Source organism: Herbaspirillum sp. LeCh32-8, assembly GCF_017814915.1.
GTDB lineage: Bacteria > Pseudomonadota > Gammaproteobacteria > Burkholderiales > Burkholderiaceae_D > Herbaspirillum.
Map to the genome: position 1 here is coordinate 101382 of NZ_JAGIPZ010000010.1, position 15680 is coordinate 117061.

Consider the following 15680-nt stretch of genomic DNA (forward strand, 5'->3'; position numbering starts at 1 on the left):
TCCATCGATCCGGACGACAGCGACTCACGCTTGCTGAACCGTCATAATCGCCTCCGCGCGACGTCCCGACTGGTTGTCCGATTCCAGCAGGAACAGCAACAGGGAATGCGGCGACACCGTATAGCCCTCGCCGGGCGAGAAGCGCGGCAGCTCCGGGCGTTGCGGTACGTTGGTGTCGATCAGGCCGATCCAGCGCTCGCCGTTGGCCACCGGCGGCATCGTGAATTCCACCACGTCATGATGGCTGTTGAAGACCACCAGAACCGTCGCATCCCCGGCATGACGCCGGATGTTGCTTTCCCGCGAGCGCCCGTCGAGCACGATGCCGAAGCATTTCATGTGGGCGTCGTTCCACTGCTCCTGCGTCAAGGTCTCGCCGTTGGCGGCGATCCACATGGAATCGGTGACGCCCAGGTCTTCGTTGTATTCGCCGTTGAGGAAACGGCTTCGGCGCAGCACGCCCAGTTCGCGGCGCAAGGCCAGCAGGCGGCGCGTGAAGTCCTGTTGTGCGCGGCCGGCGTCATCGATGGCTTGCCATTGCAGCCAGCTGATGTCGTTGTCCTGGCAATACGCATTGTTGTTGCCCTGCTGCGAGCGGCCGAACTCGTCGCCGGCCACCAGCATGGGCGTACCCTGCGCCAGCAGCAGCGTCGACAGCAGGTTGCGTTGCTGGCGCCGGCGCAGCGCATTGATCGCCTCGTCCTCGGTCGGCCCTTCGGCGCCGCAGTTCCAGGAGCGGTTGTCGGAATGGCCGTCGCGGTTATCCTCGCCGTTGGCCTCGTTGTGCTTGTCCTGGTATGACACCAGGTCGTGCAGCGTGAAGCCGTCGTGAGCGGTGATGAAGTTGACGCTGGACCAGGCGCGCCGGCCATGATGATTGAACATGTCGGCCGAGGCGGAGAAACGCGTGGCCAGCTTGGACGCCATGGATTCGTCGCCCTTCCAGAAAGCGCGCACATCGTCACGGAAGCGGTCGTTCCACTCGGCCCATCCGGGTGGGAAGCCGCCCACCTGATATCCACCCGGACCGCAATCCCAAGGCTCGGCGATCAACTTGACGGCCGACAGCACCGGATCCTGCATGCAGGCGTTGAGAAAGCCGTTGCGCTGCTCAAAGCCGTGGTCCTCGCGCCCGAGGATGGTGGCCAGATCGAAGCGGAAGCCGTCGACATGCTGCTCCTGCACCCAGTAGCGCAGGCTGTCGGTGACCATCTGCATCACACGCGGATGAGACAGGTTCAACGTATTGCCGGTGCCGGTATCGTTGATGTAGTACCGGCGGTCGTCCGGCATGAGGCGGTAATAGGAGGCGTTGTCGATGCCCTTGAAACTCAGCGTCGGGCCGAGCTCGTTGCCTTCCGCAGTGTGGTTGTAGACCACGTCGAGGATGACTTCCAGCCCGGCCTCGTGCAGCGCGTCGACCATCTCACGGAACTCCGACGGATCCTGGCGCGAGAAATAGCGCGGATCCGCTGCAAAAAAGCCGATGCTGTTATAGCCCCAATAATTGGTCAGGCCCTTGTCCAACAGGTAGGAGTCATTGACGAAGGAATGCACCGGCAGTAATTCCACCGACGTCACGCCCAGCTCCTTCATGTAGCGCACCAACGGTTGTTGGGCCAGGCCGGCGAAGGTCCCGCGAAGGTGTTCCGGCACCTCCGGGTGGCGCATGCTCATGCCGCGCACGTGGGCTTCGTAGAATACCGTGCTATCCCATGGCACGCGGTGCCGGGTCGGCACAAGCGGCGTATCGGCGGCGTCGACCACCACGCACTTCGGCACAAACGGAGCGCTGTCACGGGTATCGAAACTGAGGTCGCCTTCGGGACTGCCGAGCTCATATCCGAAGATCTCCGGCGCCCATGTCAGCTCACCCAGGTGACGACGCGCATACGGATCCATCAGCAGCTTGTTGGGATTGAAGCGGTGGCCATTGGCGGGGTCATAGGGGCCATGCACTCGATAACCGTAGACGGTGCCCGGCTGCAGTCCGTCAATATGCACGTGCCATACTTCATTCGTATATTCCGGCATGGGGATGCGCGCGATCTCATGTTCGCCCGCCTCGTCGAACAGGCACAGGTCCACGCCCGTGGCGTGCGCTGAAAAGACAGCGAAATTTACGCCGCTTCCCGTGTAGGTGGCGCCGCGAGGAAATGGAGCTCCCTCTCGAATGCGCGCTGCGTAGTCGCCGGCATCGGGAACGAAGGGTTGGGATGCGTTTCTGACGTCGTCTTTCATGGATATGGGCGTTCAGGAAAATGATGGAAGTACGGCGCATGCAATTGCAAGACGCTTTCCCGAATGGCGGCCTTTGTTTCAGCCGCCGGAAAACATCGGATGCCCTGCCGCGATGTGAAGCAAAGTTTAGTTACACTTTTTTTTCGCGGCAGTCGGATGGCATCGCAAGCTCATGTAGGCCACCCGGGAAGTTGCCACGCCGGTGCCCGTGCGGCAAACCACGCAATATTGACGGAAGGAAACGCCCTCTCGGGACCGGATGCGATACCTGTAAAGCGACGCGCGTACATCGTTCATGCAATAGCATCGACAAGCGAAGGCGCCACCCGCAAGCTGACGCTGGAGCCGGTTCAGATGCCCGCATCTCTTCCGAGCTCGGGATTAACCTGATAGCCCGCCTGAAGCGCACAGCCTAAAGTAGAACTTATAGTAGAGCTTAAGGACGGGGAGATGGCAATGGAGACGAGAACGCTGCTTGTGGAGCATTATCTGCTTCTGATCAAGAACATCGCCTACCTTACCGCGCACGGCATCCAGTATCTGGAACGCATGGAGCCGCTTTTACTGCGCGCGATAGACCATTTGCATGTGGCGCATGTTGCTGATGCGCCTACCTGCAAGGCGCTTTTAACGCTCGCCATAGAAGATGAGCTTTGTCATGTGCACAGCCAGCATCCGCAATATGCGCATTCCCTTCGCATGGCGCTGCAGAGCCTCGGCCGCTAATCGCGCGCCAGTCTGACGGGGCGCGCCGCCCACATTCACTCACCGGGCACGTTGTCCGTGTTCAGATGCGCGACGATGGCTTCGCACCACTCGATGCCGCGCGCCACCGCCTGAGCCTCGCTGGCAAAAACGCCATTCACCTTGCGCCACTGCGTCAGGGGCTCGTCATCCATCACTACCTGGGCGGCGTCCAGCTGCCATCCGTCGGCTTGTTCGCTGTAGCGAAAGCGATAGAGATATTTTCCCTCGTGTGCTTTTCGTTCGTAGATCGGCATAGCGTGTTGGTTGCGAAGGCGCCCCGGCGCGGTGAATTCTTGTCGACGTGGTGATATCTCTCGCGCCGGACTCGGCGCTTGCCGGTTTGAACGCCCCATCGAGTCCCGGTTCCGCGATCGACCAGGCTCTGTCAGCGGGCTCGCACGGGCGTGCGCTCGATCCTACCGCGCCATCGGCGTCTTCCCACACGCACGGCGGGCATCGGCCGATAGCGCATCCACCGCCGACACCGCATGCTCAGTGATGTCTCCTATTGCTCAAGAGGTTGTATGCGAACCACCGCACATGAATTGGCGGCAGCCGAGTCGGCGTCACGTCGCTATCAGGATCATTCCGCCATCGCATCCGCCGGCGGCATCGCTGCCGAGGTTTATGGCAGTTTGTTCGTACCCGGACCCAATGCGTCGGCATTGCTTGCCGGTCGGCAATTTCTTGATGCGCGGCTGCGCGACGCCGAAGCGCTGGATTGCGATCTGCCTGCGGATCCCGCATTGCTCGCAGCATGGATGGAAGAGCGTAGCCTGCGCGTGGGTGAGGCGTATGAGGAATATCTGCAACAGCGCACCGCTGGCGCGCCTCGCCGATTCTTCTCGAGTCGCGCCCATGCGCTGAACTTTCTGATGCGGGTCGCGCCGACCAAGCTGGTGGACGGCGCCTGGCTCTACAGTGCGCTCAAAGGTTGGCGCGATCCGCTGTTGGCTCCGCTCATCCTCACTTATCTGGAAGAATTGGGGGACGGAGATCCGGCGATGAACCATGTAGCCTTGTTCCGCAGTCTGCTTCAGTCCAGTGGCTGTGAGCACACAGGGCGGCTGTCGGATGAGCATTACGTGCAGGGCGCGATACAACTGGCGCTGGCCCATCACGGCCATGATTTGCAGGCCGAGGTATTCGGCTTCAATCTAGGTTATGAGCAATTACCGCTACATCTGCTTATCACGGCCTATGAACTTAACGAGCTGGGCATCGATCCTTACTATTTCACGCTGCATGTCACCATCGACAATGCCGCAAGCGGTCATGCCAGGAAGGCGGCGCAAGCAGTCATGGCAGCCGCGGCCCTCGCTCCCGACCGTGAGCGCTTCCTGCTGGGCGTAAGGCGCGGCTATCTGCTCAACGAGCTTGGCGCCAGCACCATGAGCGTGATCGAATCATTCGATACGCAGCGCGAAGTGGTCAGGATCCTGGCGGAGAAGGCCCGCTACGGGAAAATGATGCACTCGGACTATTGCCGCATCGGCGGCAAGACCGTCAACGAGTGGCTTGAAGAGCCCGCCTCGATCGCCCGGTTTCTCGTGGAGCTGGTGAACGGAAAGTGGATACTCCGCGGTGCCCCGGCAGAGCACAGCCGCTTCTGGCGCCTCGTGAACGCAGCCGGCGGCGAAATGTTCGGCGTATTTACCAGCTACGAAAAAGCTGTACTGAAAGAATGGATCGAAGACGGCCGCGTGCCGGCGCCGCGCACCGCGAGCTTTCGCGCCAAAGCGCGGACGAGCATGGCGGCAACCGGGCCTGTCGAGGTTCCTTTCACCCCCCGCTCTGTTGCTGATTTAGATGAACTGATCGCCGAATTGGCGCCGGGCCGTCATTATTTTTCTGATGGTTTACTGGCCACGCGCGTCTTCAGCCGCGCTTATCGTCATGGGCCAACAAGTTAATGGCTTCTTTGATGATGGATAGGGGGAGACGGTGACGCCTGGATGGTAACGTCTCCCTATCGGGTTGGCGTCAAGCCGCCACCCTACCCTGTCGTCGCTATCGATGAGGCCGCTGCCAGCCTGGTCAATCAGATTCGCCCGCATCTGCAAGCTTCTCATCAAGCCGGTCGATCGCTGTGCGCGTGTGCTTTTCGGCGTTGGCCAGGGCATCGTGTGGATCGGCGTACGACATCGCCTCCGGGACAAACAACAGCAAGCCATCCACATGGACGACCGCAACCCATCCGCTGTGGTCACGGGCGGCCAGCACGCGGATCGACAGCTTCCTGCCCTTGTACGTCAGCTTTGCCGTCACCGCCGGTGGTCGGTCTTTCGATGCTTTGCGCCGGTAGATACTCATCCGCCAGTCCTCCCTGGGCCAACTCATCGGTTTGCACCGTTGATCCGCGGCAGCCGCTGCATTCACGCCCGGGCGCTTGCGCCCCGTGGGTCGCGAAAATCGTGCGTCTGCCTATTCGTCTTTTTGGGGCGTGCCCTTCTCTGTCAATACCCCGCCCGGCCCGGGCTTCTGAACGCCCGCGGGAGCGTGCAAAGGCGCCTGCCCTCCCATCGTTCCCTGCTTTCCTTCGGCCTCCTTTTCGTAATGCGTCTCGCGTGAGGTCTCGCCGGGCTTTGCCTCATTTTTCTGTTCGCGCATATTCATCTCCTCAAAATATGCAGACTAATGCGCTGAGGGCCTGCTTCCCATCGGGATAAAACGCTTTCGTTCGTCAGAAAAATCCTCACATTCGGAGAGCCGGCTTTAGAAAGGCAAACGTCCTGGTGAATCTAAGTCTGCGGGCGGCAGTCAAACTTCCATCCAATATCAGGAGTGCGCGATGAACGTGCAATGGGATGAGCTCACCAGCTTCAGCGTCTCACCGCTGGAAATCGTACTGCGGGGCACCTTGATCTATCTGTTCTTGTTTGTGTTCTTCCGATTCGTTCTCAGGCGCGACACCGGCAATGTGGGCGTGGGCGATTTCCTGTTGGTGGTGATCGTCGCTGACGCGTCGCAGAACGGCATGAGCGGCGACTCCGACACTGTGCCCGATGCCCTGTTGTTGGTATTGACCTTGATGACCTGGAACTACCTGATCGACGTGGCCAGCTTTCATTCCACCCGGCTGCGCAAGCTGCTGGAGCCGCGACCATTGCCCCTGGTTCAACATGGCCGGCTGCTGCGCCGGAACATGCGCAAGGAATTTGTGACCATCGACGAGATCCACGCCAAGCTTCGGGAAAAAGGCATCGGCGAGCTTGCCGAAGTCGAGGCCATGACCATGGAAAGCGACGGAGAAATCAGCGTGCTCAGGAAAAAGTAAGCTGTTCTTTATTCAGGGGCCGGGGCTCTCAACGATTTTCAAACCTGGCAAAGGGGATGAGATGAAACAGATGTATGCCGTGATCAGTTATCGCGATTTCGAGATCCGGGTGCTGTGCGCAGAGAAAGACTTGTCGTGGTTCATCCTTGAGCTCGATGCGCTCAATCCTGACTCCCCCGGGGATCGGCTGGTCGCAAGCGGATTCGACCTGCAGACGCCTTATGCGAGCGGCGAGACGGCGATAGAGGCAGGACATGCCGAGGGCCGGCGGATAGTGGATGAAAAACTGCGGCTTCCCGACGGGCATGCCTGACAGGAAGCGATATGCAGCGGAAAATGAGCGAATGCAACGCGGCGACGGTGCTGCGGCCGGCTCACCCGAGGCGCCGATGACGAGAAAAGAAATCCAGCATCAGCCTGCTGGCGCTGGGACCTTTCGCATGAAAGGGAACGCTTTCATCCCCGCCGCTCCAGGCATGTCCCAGCCCTTCTATCTGGACGGAGCGCAACAACAGCTTGCGCCCTGCGCGATAGTCGCGAACCAGCATGCGGCGCTTGCGCCTTGTTGCTGAAGAAGTTCGACCAAATGCCTTGGTCACCGGCGGTTGCGCCAGAGGCTGCCAAGCCTGATTGAGCCGGAGGAACTGCCGCTCCAACTGCCTTCCGTTGATCGATCGCACCACCTGGTCGTTGTCGCCGCAAAGAAGAATGGCAGGCATGGGGGCGGCAGCGCCACGTTTTTTCAATATGTCATCGATAGGCGCCTCAACATGCAGAGCGCCGTGTTGCATGACGCGTATGGCTCCGGCTGCGCTGCGGCAGGCCCCGAACACAGGACCGCAGTGCATGCCGACCGCCGCGATCAGCTCCGGATAATGAAGAGCAAGAATATGGGCCATTGCCGCGCCCGCCGATATGCCGCAGACATAAATGCGTTGCGGGTCAATCTGGTAGAGAGTAAGCAACTCCCTGATCAGATGTGCAATGAGCGCGGCATCTGCGCCACCGCGCTGCGTAGTGCAGTCGTACCACGTCCAGCATCGTCGCGCATGGGCGCCAAGTGACTGCTCGGGATAAACAACGGCGTATCCCTTGCTCTCTGCCAGCACATTCATGCCGGTTCCTTTTGCAAGCTCATCTGCATCCTGGTGACAGCCGTGCAGCATGATCACCAGCGGCATGCCGGCGGCATCCCTGGCCGGAGGGGATGGCAAGAACAGCCGGTAGCTCAGGCCCCTTCCCGCGCCCTCCTTGGCGAAACGGCGCGGCAGCCAGCTAGCCGCCGGGGCGGCGCCCTTATCGGATGTTCGCCCGGAATAAGCGGCTGCACCTTGCGCAACCCCGCGCTTTTTAATGCCGGCCCGAATGCGCCGGCCCTGCTGCCTCACCAGCTTTTCGATCCCGCGATACCACAATCGATTCAGCTTCCTGAACATAAGGGAACGCGCCCGGGCTCAAGTGTTGGAGGAGCAACAGAGGCACCGCGGCAAGATCCTCGGCTGAAGACCTTGTCCACCGGAAGGCCTCAGGCTGCAACGGGCGTCAGGCCGTGCTCTTCGCGCATCTGGTTCTTCCCCTTGAGCAGCTCGGCGCCGATGACCGACAAATCCAGCCTGGCCTTCTTCACCTTTGGGAACATCTCGGTCTCTTCCTCTTCCACGTGATGCTTGATCTGCTCGCCCAACACCTTGATCTTGGCGTCGAACATGGGATCATCCGGCTTGAGCTGTCCGATCTGTTTGATCAGATCCTTGGCGCCGGCGTGCTCCACTACCGATTCATTCATCAGGTCATCGTCATCGATCTTTTGCCGCACTTGCGGATAGAAGATTTTCTCCTCGATCTCCATATGGATCAGCAGCGCGCTGCAGACCTTTTTGGCGATCTCCATTCTTTCCTGGGCGCTGGCTTTATCTTTCATCTTTTCATATTGATCGAACAAAGACTCGGCTTCGCGATGGTCGGCTTCCAACAGTTTGATTGCGTCCTGGCTATCCATAATGGTCTCCTGTGAAGTGGCTTGGTGCAACAGGTTCATCATGCTCACGCGGACCGGATCCCGACATCGGTGATTCTCTGGTTTTGCTGTGAGAAGCTTCCGACGAAGGGGCATCCGCGCGACGTAGCCGGCGCCAGGTTCAAGGGGTCAGCACTACCTTGCGGCAGTTTTCCTGCTTCTCGTTGAATATTTTGTAGCCCTGCGCGGCCTGCGCAAGCGGCAAACGGTGAGTAATGATGGCTTCGGGATGCAGCCGTCCCTCCTCGATGAAGCCGAGCAGCTCGGGCATGTAGTGCTGAACATGAGTCTGCCCGGTCTTGACCGAGGCACCCTTCTCGAAGATGTCGCCGAACATGAAGCCATGGATGAAACCGGCATACACGCCCGGCACGCTGATGGTTCCCCCTCGCCTCACCGAGGCAATGCACTGGCGCAGCGCCTGGCCGCTGCTGCCCTCCAGCTTGATTGCAGCCATCGCGGTCTCCAGCGTGCTGCCCTTGGCCTCGAAGCCCACCGCATCGATGACCGCATCCACGCCGCGGCCGGATGTGTTGCTGATGATGTGGTCGGCGGCATCAAGCTCGTCGAAGTTGACCGGGATCACACCGTACTGCTCCGCTGCAAATTGCAGCCGGTAAGCATGGTGATCAACCATGAAAATTTTCTCCGCGCCCAACATGCGTGCACTGGCTGCAGCCATCTGACCCACGGGTCCGGCTCCGTAGATTGCCACGCTGGAGCCGGCCTTCACGCCGCCATTCTTCGCGGCCTGATAACCGGTCGGCAAGATGTCGCTCAGGAACAGCACCTGCTCATCGGCCAGTGTGCCCGGCACCTTGATAGGACCGACGTTGGCCTTCGGTACACGCACGTACTCTGCCTGACCGCCCGGCATGCCGCCGTAGAGGTGACTGTAGCCGAACAAGGCGGCGCCCGAGCGGATGCCCTTGCCGTTCATGATTGATCCCCGATCCGGATTGGTGGTTTCGCACGCCGAGTAGAGGTGCTGGTCGCAGAAAAAACAGCTGCCGCAGGCGATCACGAAAGGCACTACCACGCGGTCACCCACCTGCAGCCTGGTGACGGCGGGCCCGGCCTCGACCACCTCGCCCATGAACTCGTGGCCCAGGATGTCGCCTTCGCGCATCGTCGGGATCTTGCCCCGGTAGAGGTGAAGGTCGGAACCGCAGATGGCTGTCGCGGTGACCTTCAGGATGATGTCGTCAGGCTCCTGCAACATCGGGTCGGGTACGTTGTCGACTCGCACATCGTGCGAGGAATGGTAGATCAATGCGCGCACGGCGTTCTCCGGTTGAGGTGGGCGGCGATACGAGATGTCATTGCTCGCGCCGCGCAGGCGGCTGAACGGCATCGAACTCGGGCTTGGCAATTTCCTTGTTGGGGCTGTCGGTATCGGTCTCGCGATTTTCGATGTGCTCGCCCTTGGCCTGGCGGCTGGTCGCATCACCGGCGCTCTGACGCGGGCTGGGATTTTCGCGTGAAGGGATGTTCGATTCGATGGACATGGCGGCCTCCTCATGGTTGAACTTTGACGAAGCAACGGCCGCCCTTCGGACGGCCGTTGCTGGAAACGCGTTCAGCAAGTCACTTGGTGTTCTTGTGGCTTTGCTGACCGGCCTTCACGTGCTGCTCGTGGCTGCCCCCTTGCGATGAGCTGGCCGACTTCGCGGTGCTGCTGTCCGATGCCGGAGAATTCTTGTGGCTTTGCTGCCCTGCCTTGACGTGTTGTTCGTGGCTGCCGCCGCGGGTGTGTTCGCTAGACATATGCATATCTCCTTGGATGTTTGAAAGACTCGGAAGTGCGAAGTGCACTACCGAGCATTCAGACTAACGGCCCGCCCCCGAGGCGGCTATCAGTCAGGCACGCCTTGCGCAGTGAGCGTTCGCTGACGGACAAGTCAGCGCGGGTTGATGAGAGTCGTATTCGCACCCGCCTGGAATCAAGCCGGCGAGACTGCGGTCGAATCTGGAAACCGACAAGGAGGCTCTCATGGATTTTCCAGCACTGTACGCCGGCATTTGGGACGGCCTTGATCTGCTCGGAAAGAGCGACGAACTGGACGCGTCGTCGATGGTCGTGCGTGCGCTCTTGGTGTTTCTCGCCACACTGCTGTTCCTGCGCACTGCGGGCCGGCGCTCATTCGGTCAGGGCAGCGCGTTCGATCTGTGCCTGATGGTGCTGCTCGGGGCGATCCTCAGCCGCGCGGTAGTGGGTGCGTCCGCCATGCTGCCGACTTTATGCGCGGGCGCCACGATCGTATTGTTGCATCGCCTTCTGGCCATGCTATTGATACGTTGGCCGGGATTGGACGACCTGTTGAGCGGACGGGAGCGAATCCTGATTCGGGATGGCAAAGAGCAGCCGCGGGAGATGCACGCCGGCCTCATCAGCCGACATGATCTGAAGACCGCTTTACGCAAGACGGGAAACGGCGCCGACCTTGATCAGGTCGTTCTGGCGGTGTTGGAGCGCAACGGAGAGATCAGCGTGGTACGGCAGTCCCGGCATGCCGATCCGCAATAAGCTCCAGAGCGAACGTGACGCAACCATTGACAGAACAACAAGCAGTATTGCTCCGTCTCCTCTACCGGCTGCGAGCCCATCAAATATGCTGTTTGTCCTACAGCGACTTCGGATGGGCTCACATAAAATCGCGCTATCCATCCATAAGGCATGTCATGCACAGCGCGATTTCCCCCGAGCCAGCTTCGTTTGCGCAACCCGACGCAGTTGCGAATGCGTTTTTCTCACTGGACGCCGACTGGAGATTCATCTATCTGGACGGCCCGGCAAAGGCGCTTATCGGTCGCCCGCCGCTCGCACTCCCGACGAACAGCTTGTGGGACGCATTCCCCGAGCTGCTTGGCAGCGAATTTGAAGAGCATCTGCGCCACGTCGCGCGAGACCGGCTGCCCCGAACCTTCATCCATCGCCATGGCCGCAACGAGCGCTCCTATGAAATCCATTGCTATGCGGATGCCGGCAATCTCTGCGTCTGCTGGCGCCACGTTGCGCCCGGCTCCGACGTCGCCGGCTCAACCGGCGAATCCGATCGCCGCCGCCGCTTCTATGAAACCTTCCTGTCCAACACGCCCGATCTGGCCTATTGCTGGGATCTGAATCATCGCTTCATCTATGCCAACCGGGTGCTGCTGCAGATGTGGAATCAGACCTGGGACGGGGCAATCGGCAAGAATTGCCTCGAACTCGGCTACGAGCCATGGCACGCCGAGATGCATAGTCGCGAAATTGAGCAAGTGCGCGCCACGAAGCAGCCTGTGCGCGGCGACGTTCCCTTCAACGGTGCCTTCGGCCGCCGTATCTATGACTACATTCTGTTCCCCGTCCTGGGCCCTGACGGTGAGGTGGAGGCCGTTGCCGGCACGACGCGCGACGTCACCGAGCGCAAATATACCGAGGCTCGCCAGCAGGCGCTCTCCACGCTGGCTGAACAGATCGGCGGTTCCAGCTCACTGGAAGATGTCGCGGCGATCGCGGCCCGCGTCATCGGCGAAGCATTGGCCGCGAAGTGGGTTTCTTACAAGATCATCGATACCAGTAACGGCGACCCCGCGCAGCGAGGCGACTGGAGCTTCGGCCCTCTGGCCCAACCCGAAGCGCTCACTGAGCTCCATGATGAGCACAGGATGAGCGATGCACTGCGCGGCGGCGCGGTCATCCAGGTAGGCAATGTGATCTCGGATCCGCAGACGACTCCGTTCCTGCCGCTCTACAAGCGATGGGACGCTGCCTCCTTCCTGGATTTTCCGGTGATGGCGAACGATTGCCTGGTGGCAGTCGTTCATGTCAGCAACAACCATCCCCGCGTCTGGACCGGCCACGATCTGCAACTGGTCGCAGAAGTCGCCGAACTGGCGCGTGCAGCGTGCGATCGCATCCACAACGAAAAGGCATTGGCGGTCAGCGAAGCGCGCTTGCGTGAAATCAACGAGTCGCTGGAAGCAGAGGTCAGCACCCGTACCCGTGAGCTGATGGCAACCGAAGAGGCGTTGCGCCATTCCCAGAAGATCGAGGCTATCGGCCAGCTTACCGGCGGCCTCGCGCATGACTTCAATAACTTGCTGGGCGGGATCACCGGCAGTCTGGATCTGATGCGCGTGCGGCTTGCACAAGGGCGTACCGAAGACCTCGGCCGCTACATCGATATTGCCCTGCGCAGCGTGAACCGCGCCGCCTCGCTGACCCAACGCCTGCTGGCCTTTGCCCGGCGTCAGACATTGGATCCCAAACCGACCAACGTCAATTCCCTGATTACCGGTATGGAAGACCTGGTCCGGCGCAGCATCGGCCCCGGCGTCGAGCTGGAGGTCGTCGGCGCGGGCGGTTTGTGGTCGACGCTGGTGGATGCGCCGCAGCTTGAAAGCGCACTGCTGAATCTGTGCATCAACGCGCGCGACGCCATGCCCGATGGCGGACGCCTGACCATCGAGACCGCCAACAAATGGCTGGACGACAAATGGGCGCATGAACGAGATCTGCCGCCGGGACAGTATGTTTCCATTTCTGTAACGGACACCGGCACGGGCATGACGCCCGATGTCATCTCGCGTGCCTTCGATCCGTTCTTTACCACCAAGCCGATCGGCGAAGGCACCGGGCTGGGCTTGTCCATGGTGTACGGTTTCGCCCGCCAGTCCGGAGGGCAGATACGGATTTACTCCGAAGTGGGCCACGGCACCACGATATCGGTGTATCTGCCGCGCCATCACAGGGATGCCACCGAGAGGGAAGAGACCGAAGTGCACTTGGCCCAAGGATCCGGCGGCAGTGGCGAAGTGGTGCTGGTCGTGGACGACGAGGCATCTATCCGGACGCTTATCGCCGAAGTGCTCGGCGATGCCGGTTATGTGGCGCTGGAGGCGGTCGATGGTCCCTCGGCACTACGCATCATCCAGTCCGGCGTGCGCATCGACCTGCTGGTCACTGATGTCGGCCTGCCCGGCGGTATCAACGGCCGCCAGGTTGCCGACGCCGGCCGGGCGCTGCGACCGGATCTGAAAGTCCTTTTCATCACCGGCTATGCGGAAAACGCCGCCATCGGCAACGGGCATCTGCAACCCGGCATGCAGCTGCTGACCAAGCCTTTCAAAATGGATACGTTGTCACGGCGCATCCGGGGCATTCTGACAGGACCGGACGAGACGTATCGGAGCCAATAAAAATTAAACATCCGACGCGTTTGCGCGATTGCCCAAACGATCAGCGGCACCAGCTATCGACGCAGAACGATATTTCCCGCGGGAAAAATCCAGCGCAACGATGCTGCTCGACATTCCCGTCGGCGATCACCCGATAACCAAAACTCATCCCACCGCGCTATTGGTCTTACCAATAAACTGGTATGATCCAACCCGCAAAACGACAAGGCCCGCAGTGCGCCCGGTTTGCCCTGGCGCGTTGCCGACGCCGATTTGAGACAACCTATCTTCAAAGGAAACACGATGAAATTACTCCGCTACGGCCCGGTTGGGCAGGAAAAACCCGGCATTCTGGACCAGGCCGGCAAGATCCGTGACCTGTCCGGCCAGATCAAGGACCTCAACGGCGCTTCGCTGGACGACGCGACCCTGGCCAAGATCCGCGCGCTGGACATCAACAGCCTGCCCGTGGTGGATGGCAATCCGCGCATCGGCGCCTGCGTGGGCAACATCGGCAAATTCATCTGCATCGGCCTGAACTACGCCGACCACGCTGCCGAATCCAACCTGCCTATTCCGGCCGAGCCGGTGGTGTTCAACAAGTGGACCTCCGCCGTCGTCGGCCCCAATGACGACGTCAAGATCCCGCGCGGCTCCAAGAAGACCGACTGGGAAGTCGAGCTGGGCGTGGTCATCGGCAAGGGCGGCACCTACATCGACGAGAAGGATGCGATGTCGCACGTGGCCGGTTACTGCGTGGTCAACGACGTTTCCGAGCGCGAATACCAGATCGAGCGCGGCGGCACCTGGGACAAGGGCAAGGGCTGCGACACCTTCGGCCCGATCGGCCCGTGGCTGGTCACCCGCGACGAAGTCGCCGACCCGCAGAAGCTGGGCATGTGGCTGGAAGTGGACGGCAAGCGCTACCAGAACGGCAATACCAGCACCATGATCTTCGGCGTGGCGCACATCATCGCCTACCTGTCCAAGTTCATGAGCCTGCAGCCGGGCGACGTCATCTCCACCGGCACGCCGCCGGGCGTGGGCATGGGCGTCAAGCCGGAAGCCGTGTTCCTGCGCGCCGGCCAGGTCATGCGTCTGGGCATCGACGGCCTGGGCGAGCAACAGCAGAAGACCGTCAACGCCTGAGCGCCGGCTCAAGGCAAACCAGAAGAATAAGAACGATGCGCGGGCCCACGCGGCCCGCGCCGACCGATAACAGGACCACGAGAAGGAGAACTCAGATGAATCACTACGATTTCCAGGGCCGCAGCGCCATCATCACCGGCGGCGCGCAAGGCTTCGGCTACGCGGTCGCGGAGCGCCTGCTGCAGGGCAAAGCCAAGGTCGTGCTGTGGGACATGGACGAGAAGGCGCTGGCCGACGCGCGCGCCAAGCTGGAGCCGCTGGGCAATGTCGAGACCATCAAGGTCGACATCGCCAATGAAGCCGACGTCAAGAAGGCCATGGAAGCCACCGAGAAGGTGACCCAGTCGATCGACATCCTGGTGCACAGCGCCGGCATCGCCGGCCAGAACAACCCGGTCGCCGACTACTCGCCGGAAGAATGGCGCCGCGTCATCGACATCGACCTGAACGGCACCTTCTATGTCAACCAGGTGGTGGTCCAGCGCATGATCGCGCAGAACTACGGCCGCATCGTCAACGTCGCCTCGATCGCCGGCAAGGAAGGCAACCCGACCGCGTCGGCCTACAGCGCCGCCAAGGCCGGCCTGATCGCCCTGACCAAGAGCCTGGGCAAGGAAACCGCGACCAAGAACATCGCCGTCAACGCCATCACCCCGGCCGCCGCACAGACCCGCATCCTGGAGCAATGCACCCAGGCGCACATCGACTACATGCTGTCGAAGATCCCGCGCGCGCGTTTCCTGAAGGTGGAAGAGCTGGCCGCGATGGTGGCCTGGCTGGTGTCGGAAGAAAACTCCTTCACCACCGCGTCGGTATTCGACCTCTCGGGCGGCCGCGCAACCTATTGATCCGGGCGACCGGACAACAACGGCGGGCCGCACGGAGACGGGATGCGGCCCCGCTAGGCGCAAGGCAAGCCATAACAAGTATTAAAAAAGCAGCACCGGCGCACGGAGTCCTTTCGTGCGCCGCTCCATAGCAACGACAACATAACGACAGAACCACGTCCACTGCGCATGCGCGGCGGCGATGGACCTTTTCGCGCCTTCGGTTTTAACCAGAAAGCCTTTCGAGGAGAGACACACC

17 protein-coding genes are annotated in these 15680 nt (G+C 61.0%); 8 read left to right on the forward strand and 9 right to left on the reverse strand.

What is annotated here, in order from left to right:
• Positions 1–24: 24 nt before the first annotated feature.
• A complete protein-coding gene (gene glgX, locus J8I26_RS17140) occupies positions 25–2241 on the reverse strand; it encodes a glycogen debranching protein GlgX (RefSeq protein ID WP_209608312.1) in 2217 nt (738 codons plus the stop codon).
• A gap of 450 nt (positions 2242–2691) precedes the next feature.
• Here glgX and J8I26_RS17145 point away from each other — a divergent pair, with 450 nt between their 5' ends.
• Positions 2692–2967, forward strand: a complete 276-nt coding sequence (locus tag J8I26_RS17145; RefSeq protein ID WP_209608313.1) for a hypothetical protein — start codon at positions 2692–2694, stop codon at positions 2965–2967.
• A gap of 35 nt (positions 2968–3002) precedes the next feature.
• Here J8I26_RS17145 and J8I26_RS17150 read toward each other — a convergent pair whose 3' ends face one another.
• The gene (locus tag J8I26_RS17150; protein WP_209608314.1) at positions 3003–3242 is read right to left on the reverse strand and encodes a hypothetical protein; all 240 of its coding nucleotides are present in this window, start codon (positions 3240–3242) and stop codon (positions 3003–3005) included.
• A gap of 270 nt (positions 3243–3512) precedes the next feature.
• Here J8I26_RS17150 and J8I26_RS17155 point away from each other — a divergent pair, with 270 nt between their 5' ends.
• Positions 3513–4901 carry an iron-containing redox enzyme family protein gene (locus J8I26_RS17155; protein ID WP_209608315.1) on the forward strand — a complete coding sequence of 463 codons (1389 nt, stop codon included), beginning with the start codon at positions 3513–3515 and terminating at the stop codon, positions 4899–4901.
• Positions 4902–5025: 124 nt separating this feature from the next.
• Here the strand turns inward: J8I26_RS17155 and J8I26_RS17160 are convergent, their stop codons facing one another.
• The gene (locus J8I26_RS17160; protein ID WP_209608316.1) at positions 5026–5301 is read right to left on the reverse strand and encodes a hypothetical protein; all 276 of its coding nucleotides are present in this window, start codon (positions 5299–5301) and stop codon (positions 5026–5028) included.
• A gap of 111 nt (positions 5302–5412) precedes the next feature.
• The gene (locus J8I26_RS17165; protein ID WP_209608317.1) at positions 5413–5598 is read right to left on the reverse strand and encodes a hypothetical protein; all 186 of its coding nucleotides are present in this window, start codon (positions 5596–5598) and stop codon (positions 5413–5415) included.
• Positions 5599–5779: 181 nt separating this feature from the next.
• Here J8I26_RS17165 and J8I26_RS17170 point away from each other — a divergent pair, with 181 nt between their 5' ends.
• Positions 5780–6265, forward strand: coding sequence for a YetF domain-containing protein (locus tag J8I26_RS17170; RefSeq protein ID WP_209608318.1), 486 nt, complete (start codon positions 5780–5782; stop codon positions 6263–6265).
• A gap of 61 nt (positions 6266–6326) precedes the next feature.
• Positions 6327–6578 (forward strand): hypothetical protein, encoded by a 252-nt coding sequence (locus J8I26_RS17175; protein ID WP_209608319.1) that lies wholly within the window; start codon positions 6327–6329, stop codon positions 6576–6578.
• Between the two features lie 61 nt (positions 6579–6639).
• Here the strand turns inward: J8I26_RS17175 and J8I26_RS17180 are convergent, their stop codons facing one another.
• From J8I26_RS17180 to J8I26_RS17200, 5 genes are all read right to left on the reverse strand, one after another.
• Positions 6640–7701, reverse strand: a complete 1062-nt coding sequence (locus J8I26_RS17180; RefSeq protein ID WP_245200387.1) for a PHB depolymerase family esterase — start codon at positions 7699–7701, stop codon at positions 6640–6642.
• An 89-nt stretch (positions 7702–7790) separates the two neighbouring features.
• Entirely contained in the window at positions 7791–8306 is a 516-nt protein-coding gene (locus J8I26_RS17185; RefSeq protein ID WP_245200397.1) for a hemerythrin domain-containing protein, read from the reverse strand.
• A 97-nt stretch (positions 8307–8403) separates the two neighbouring features.
• On the reverse strand, positions 8404–9564 hold the full coding sequence (locus J8I26_RS17190; RefSeq protein ID WP_209608406.1) for a zinc-dependent alcohol dehydrogenase: 1161 nt from the start codon (positions 9562–9564) through the stop codon (positions 8404–8406).
• A 37-nt stretch (positions 9565–9601) separates the two neighbouring features.
• Entirely contained in the window at positions 9602–9790 is a 189-nt protein-coding gene (locus J8I26_RS17195; protein ID WP_209608320.1) for a hypothetical protein, read from the reverse strand.
• 79 nt (positions 9791–9869) lie between these two features.
• Positions 9870–10049: a hypothetical protein gene (locus tag J8I26_RS17200; RefSeq protein WP_209608321.1), complete on the reverse strand. Its 180-nt coding sequence runs from the start codon at positions 10047–10049 to the stop codon at positions 9870–9872.
• Between the two features lie 226 nt (positions 10050–10275).
• Here J8I26_RS17200 and J8I26_RS17205 point away from each other — a divergent pair, with 226 nt between their 5' ends.
• The 4 genes from J8I26_RS17205 to J8I26_RS17220 all read left to right on the forward strand — a co-directional run bounded on the left by J8I26_RS17205 (position 10276) and on the right by J8I26_RS17220 (position 15442).
• Positions 10276–10809, forward strand: coding sequence for a YetF domain-containing protein (locus J8I26_RS17205; RefSeq protein WP_209608322.1), 534 nt, complete (start codon positions 10276–10278; stop codon positions 10807–10809).
• Between the two features lie 155 nt (positions 10810–10964).
• Positions 10965–13466, forward strand: a complete 2502-nt coding sequence (locus J8I26_RS17210) for an ATP-binding protein (protein ID WP_209608323.1) — start codon at positions 10965–10967, stop codon at positions 13464–13466.
• Positions 13467–13748: 282 nt separating this feature from the next.
• The gene (locus J8I26_RS17215) at positions 13749–14594 is read left to right on the forward strand and encodes an ureidoglycolate lyase (protein ID WP_209608324.1); all 846 of its coding nucleotides are present in this window, start codon (positions 13749–13751) and stop codon (positions 14592–14594) included.
• A gap of 95 nt (positions 14595–14689) precedes the next feature.
• Positions 14690–15442, forward strand: coding sequence for an SDR family NAD(P)-dependent oxidoreductase (locus J8I26_RS17220; protein ID WP_209608325.1), 753 nt, complete (start codon positions 14690–14692; stop codon positions 15440–15442).
• Positions 15443–15680 lie beyond the last annotated feature (238 nt).

Excerpts from the sequence above, each read along its gene's own strand:
- glgX (WP_209608312.1), bottom strand. The coding sequence starts at position 2,241 with ATGAAAGACGACGTCAGAAACGCATCCCAACCCTTCGTTCCCGATGCC.
- J8I26_RS17145 (WP_209608313.1), top strand. The coding sequence starts at position 2,692 with ATGGCAATGGAGACGAGAACGCTGCTTGTGGAGCATTATCTGCTTCTG.
- J8I26_RS17150 (WP_209608314.1), bottom strand. The coding sequence starts at position 3,242 with ATGCCGATCTACGAACGAAAAGCACACGAGGGAAAATATCTCTATCGC.
- J8I26_RS17155 (WP_209608315.1), top strand. The coding sequence starts at position 3,513 with ATGCGAACCACCGCACATGAATTGGCGGCAGCCGAGTCGGCGTCACGT.
- J8I26_RS17160 (WP_209608316.1), bottom strand. The coding sequence starts at position 5,301 with ATGAGTATCTACCGGCGCAAAGCATCGAAAGACCGACCACCGGCGGTG.
- J8I26_RS17165 (WP_209608317.1), bottom strand. The coding sequence starts at position 5,598 with ATGCGCGAACAGAAAAATGAGGCAAAGCCCGGCGAGACCTCACGCGAG.
- J8I26_RS17170 (WP_209608318.1), top strand. The coding sequence starts at position 5,780 with ATGAACGTGCAATGGGATGAGCTCACCAGCTTCAGCGTCTCACCGCTG.
- J8I26_RS17175 (WP_209608319.1), top strand. The coding sequence starts at position 6,327 with ATGAAACAGATGTATGCCGTGATCAGTTATCGCGATTTCGAGATCCGG.
- J8I26_RS17180 (WP_245200387.1), bottom strand. The coding sequence starts at position 7,701 with ATGTTCAGGAAGCTGAATCGATTGTGGTATCGCGGGATCGAAAAGCTG.
- J8I26_RS17185 (WP_245200397.1), bottom strand. The coding sequence starts at position 8,306 with ATGATGAACCTGTTGCACCAAGCCACTTCACAGGAGACCATTATGGAT.
- J8I26_RS17195 (WP_209608320.1), bottom strand. The coding sequence starts at position 9,790 with ATGTCCATCGAATCGAACATCCCTTCACGCGAAAATCCCAGCCCGCGT.
- J8I26_RS17200 (WP_209608321.1), bottom strand. The coding sequence starts at position 10,049 with ATGTCTAGCGAACACACCCGCGGCGGCAGCCACGAACAACACGTCAAG.
- J8I26_RS17205 (WP_209608322.1), top strand. The coding sequence starts at position 10,276 with ATGGATTTTCCAGCACTGTACGCCGGCATTTGGGACGGCCTTGATCTG.
- J8I26_RS17210 (WP_209608323.1), top strand. The coding sequence starts at position 10,965 with ATGCACAGCGCGATTTCCCCCGAGCCAGCTTCGTTTGCGCAACCCGAC.
- J8I26_RS17215 (WP_209608324.1), top strand. The coding sequence starts at position 13,749 with ATGAAATTACTCCGCTACGGCCCGGTTGGGCAGGAAAAACCCGGCATT.
- J8I26_RS17220 (WP_209608325.1), top strand. The coding sequence starts at position 14,690 with ATGAATCACTACGATTTCCAGGGCCGCAGCGCCATCATCACCGGCGGC.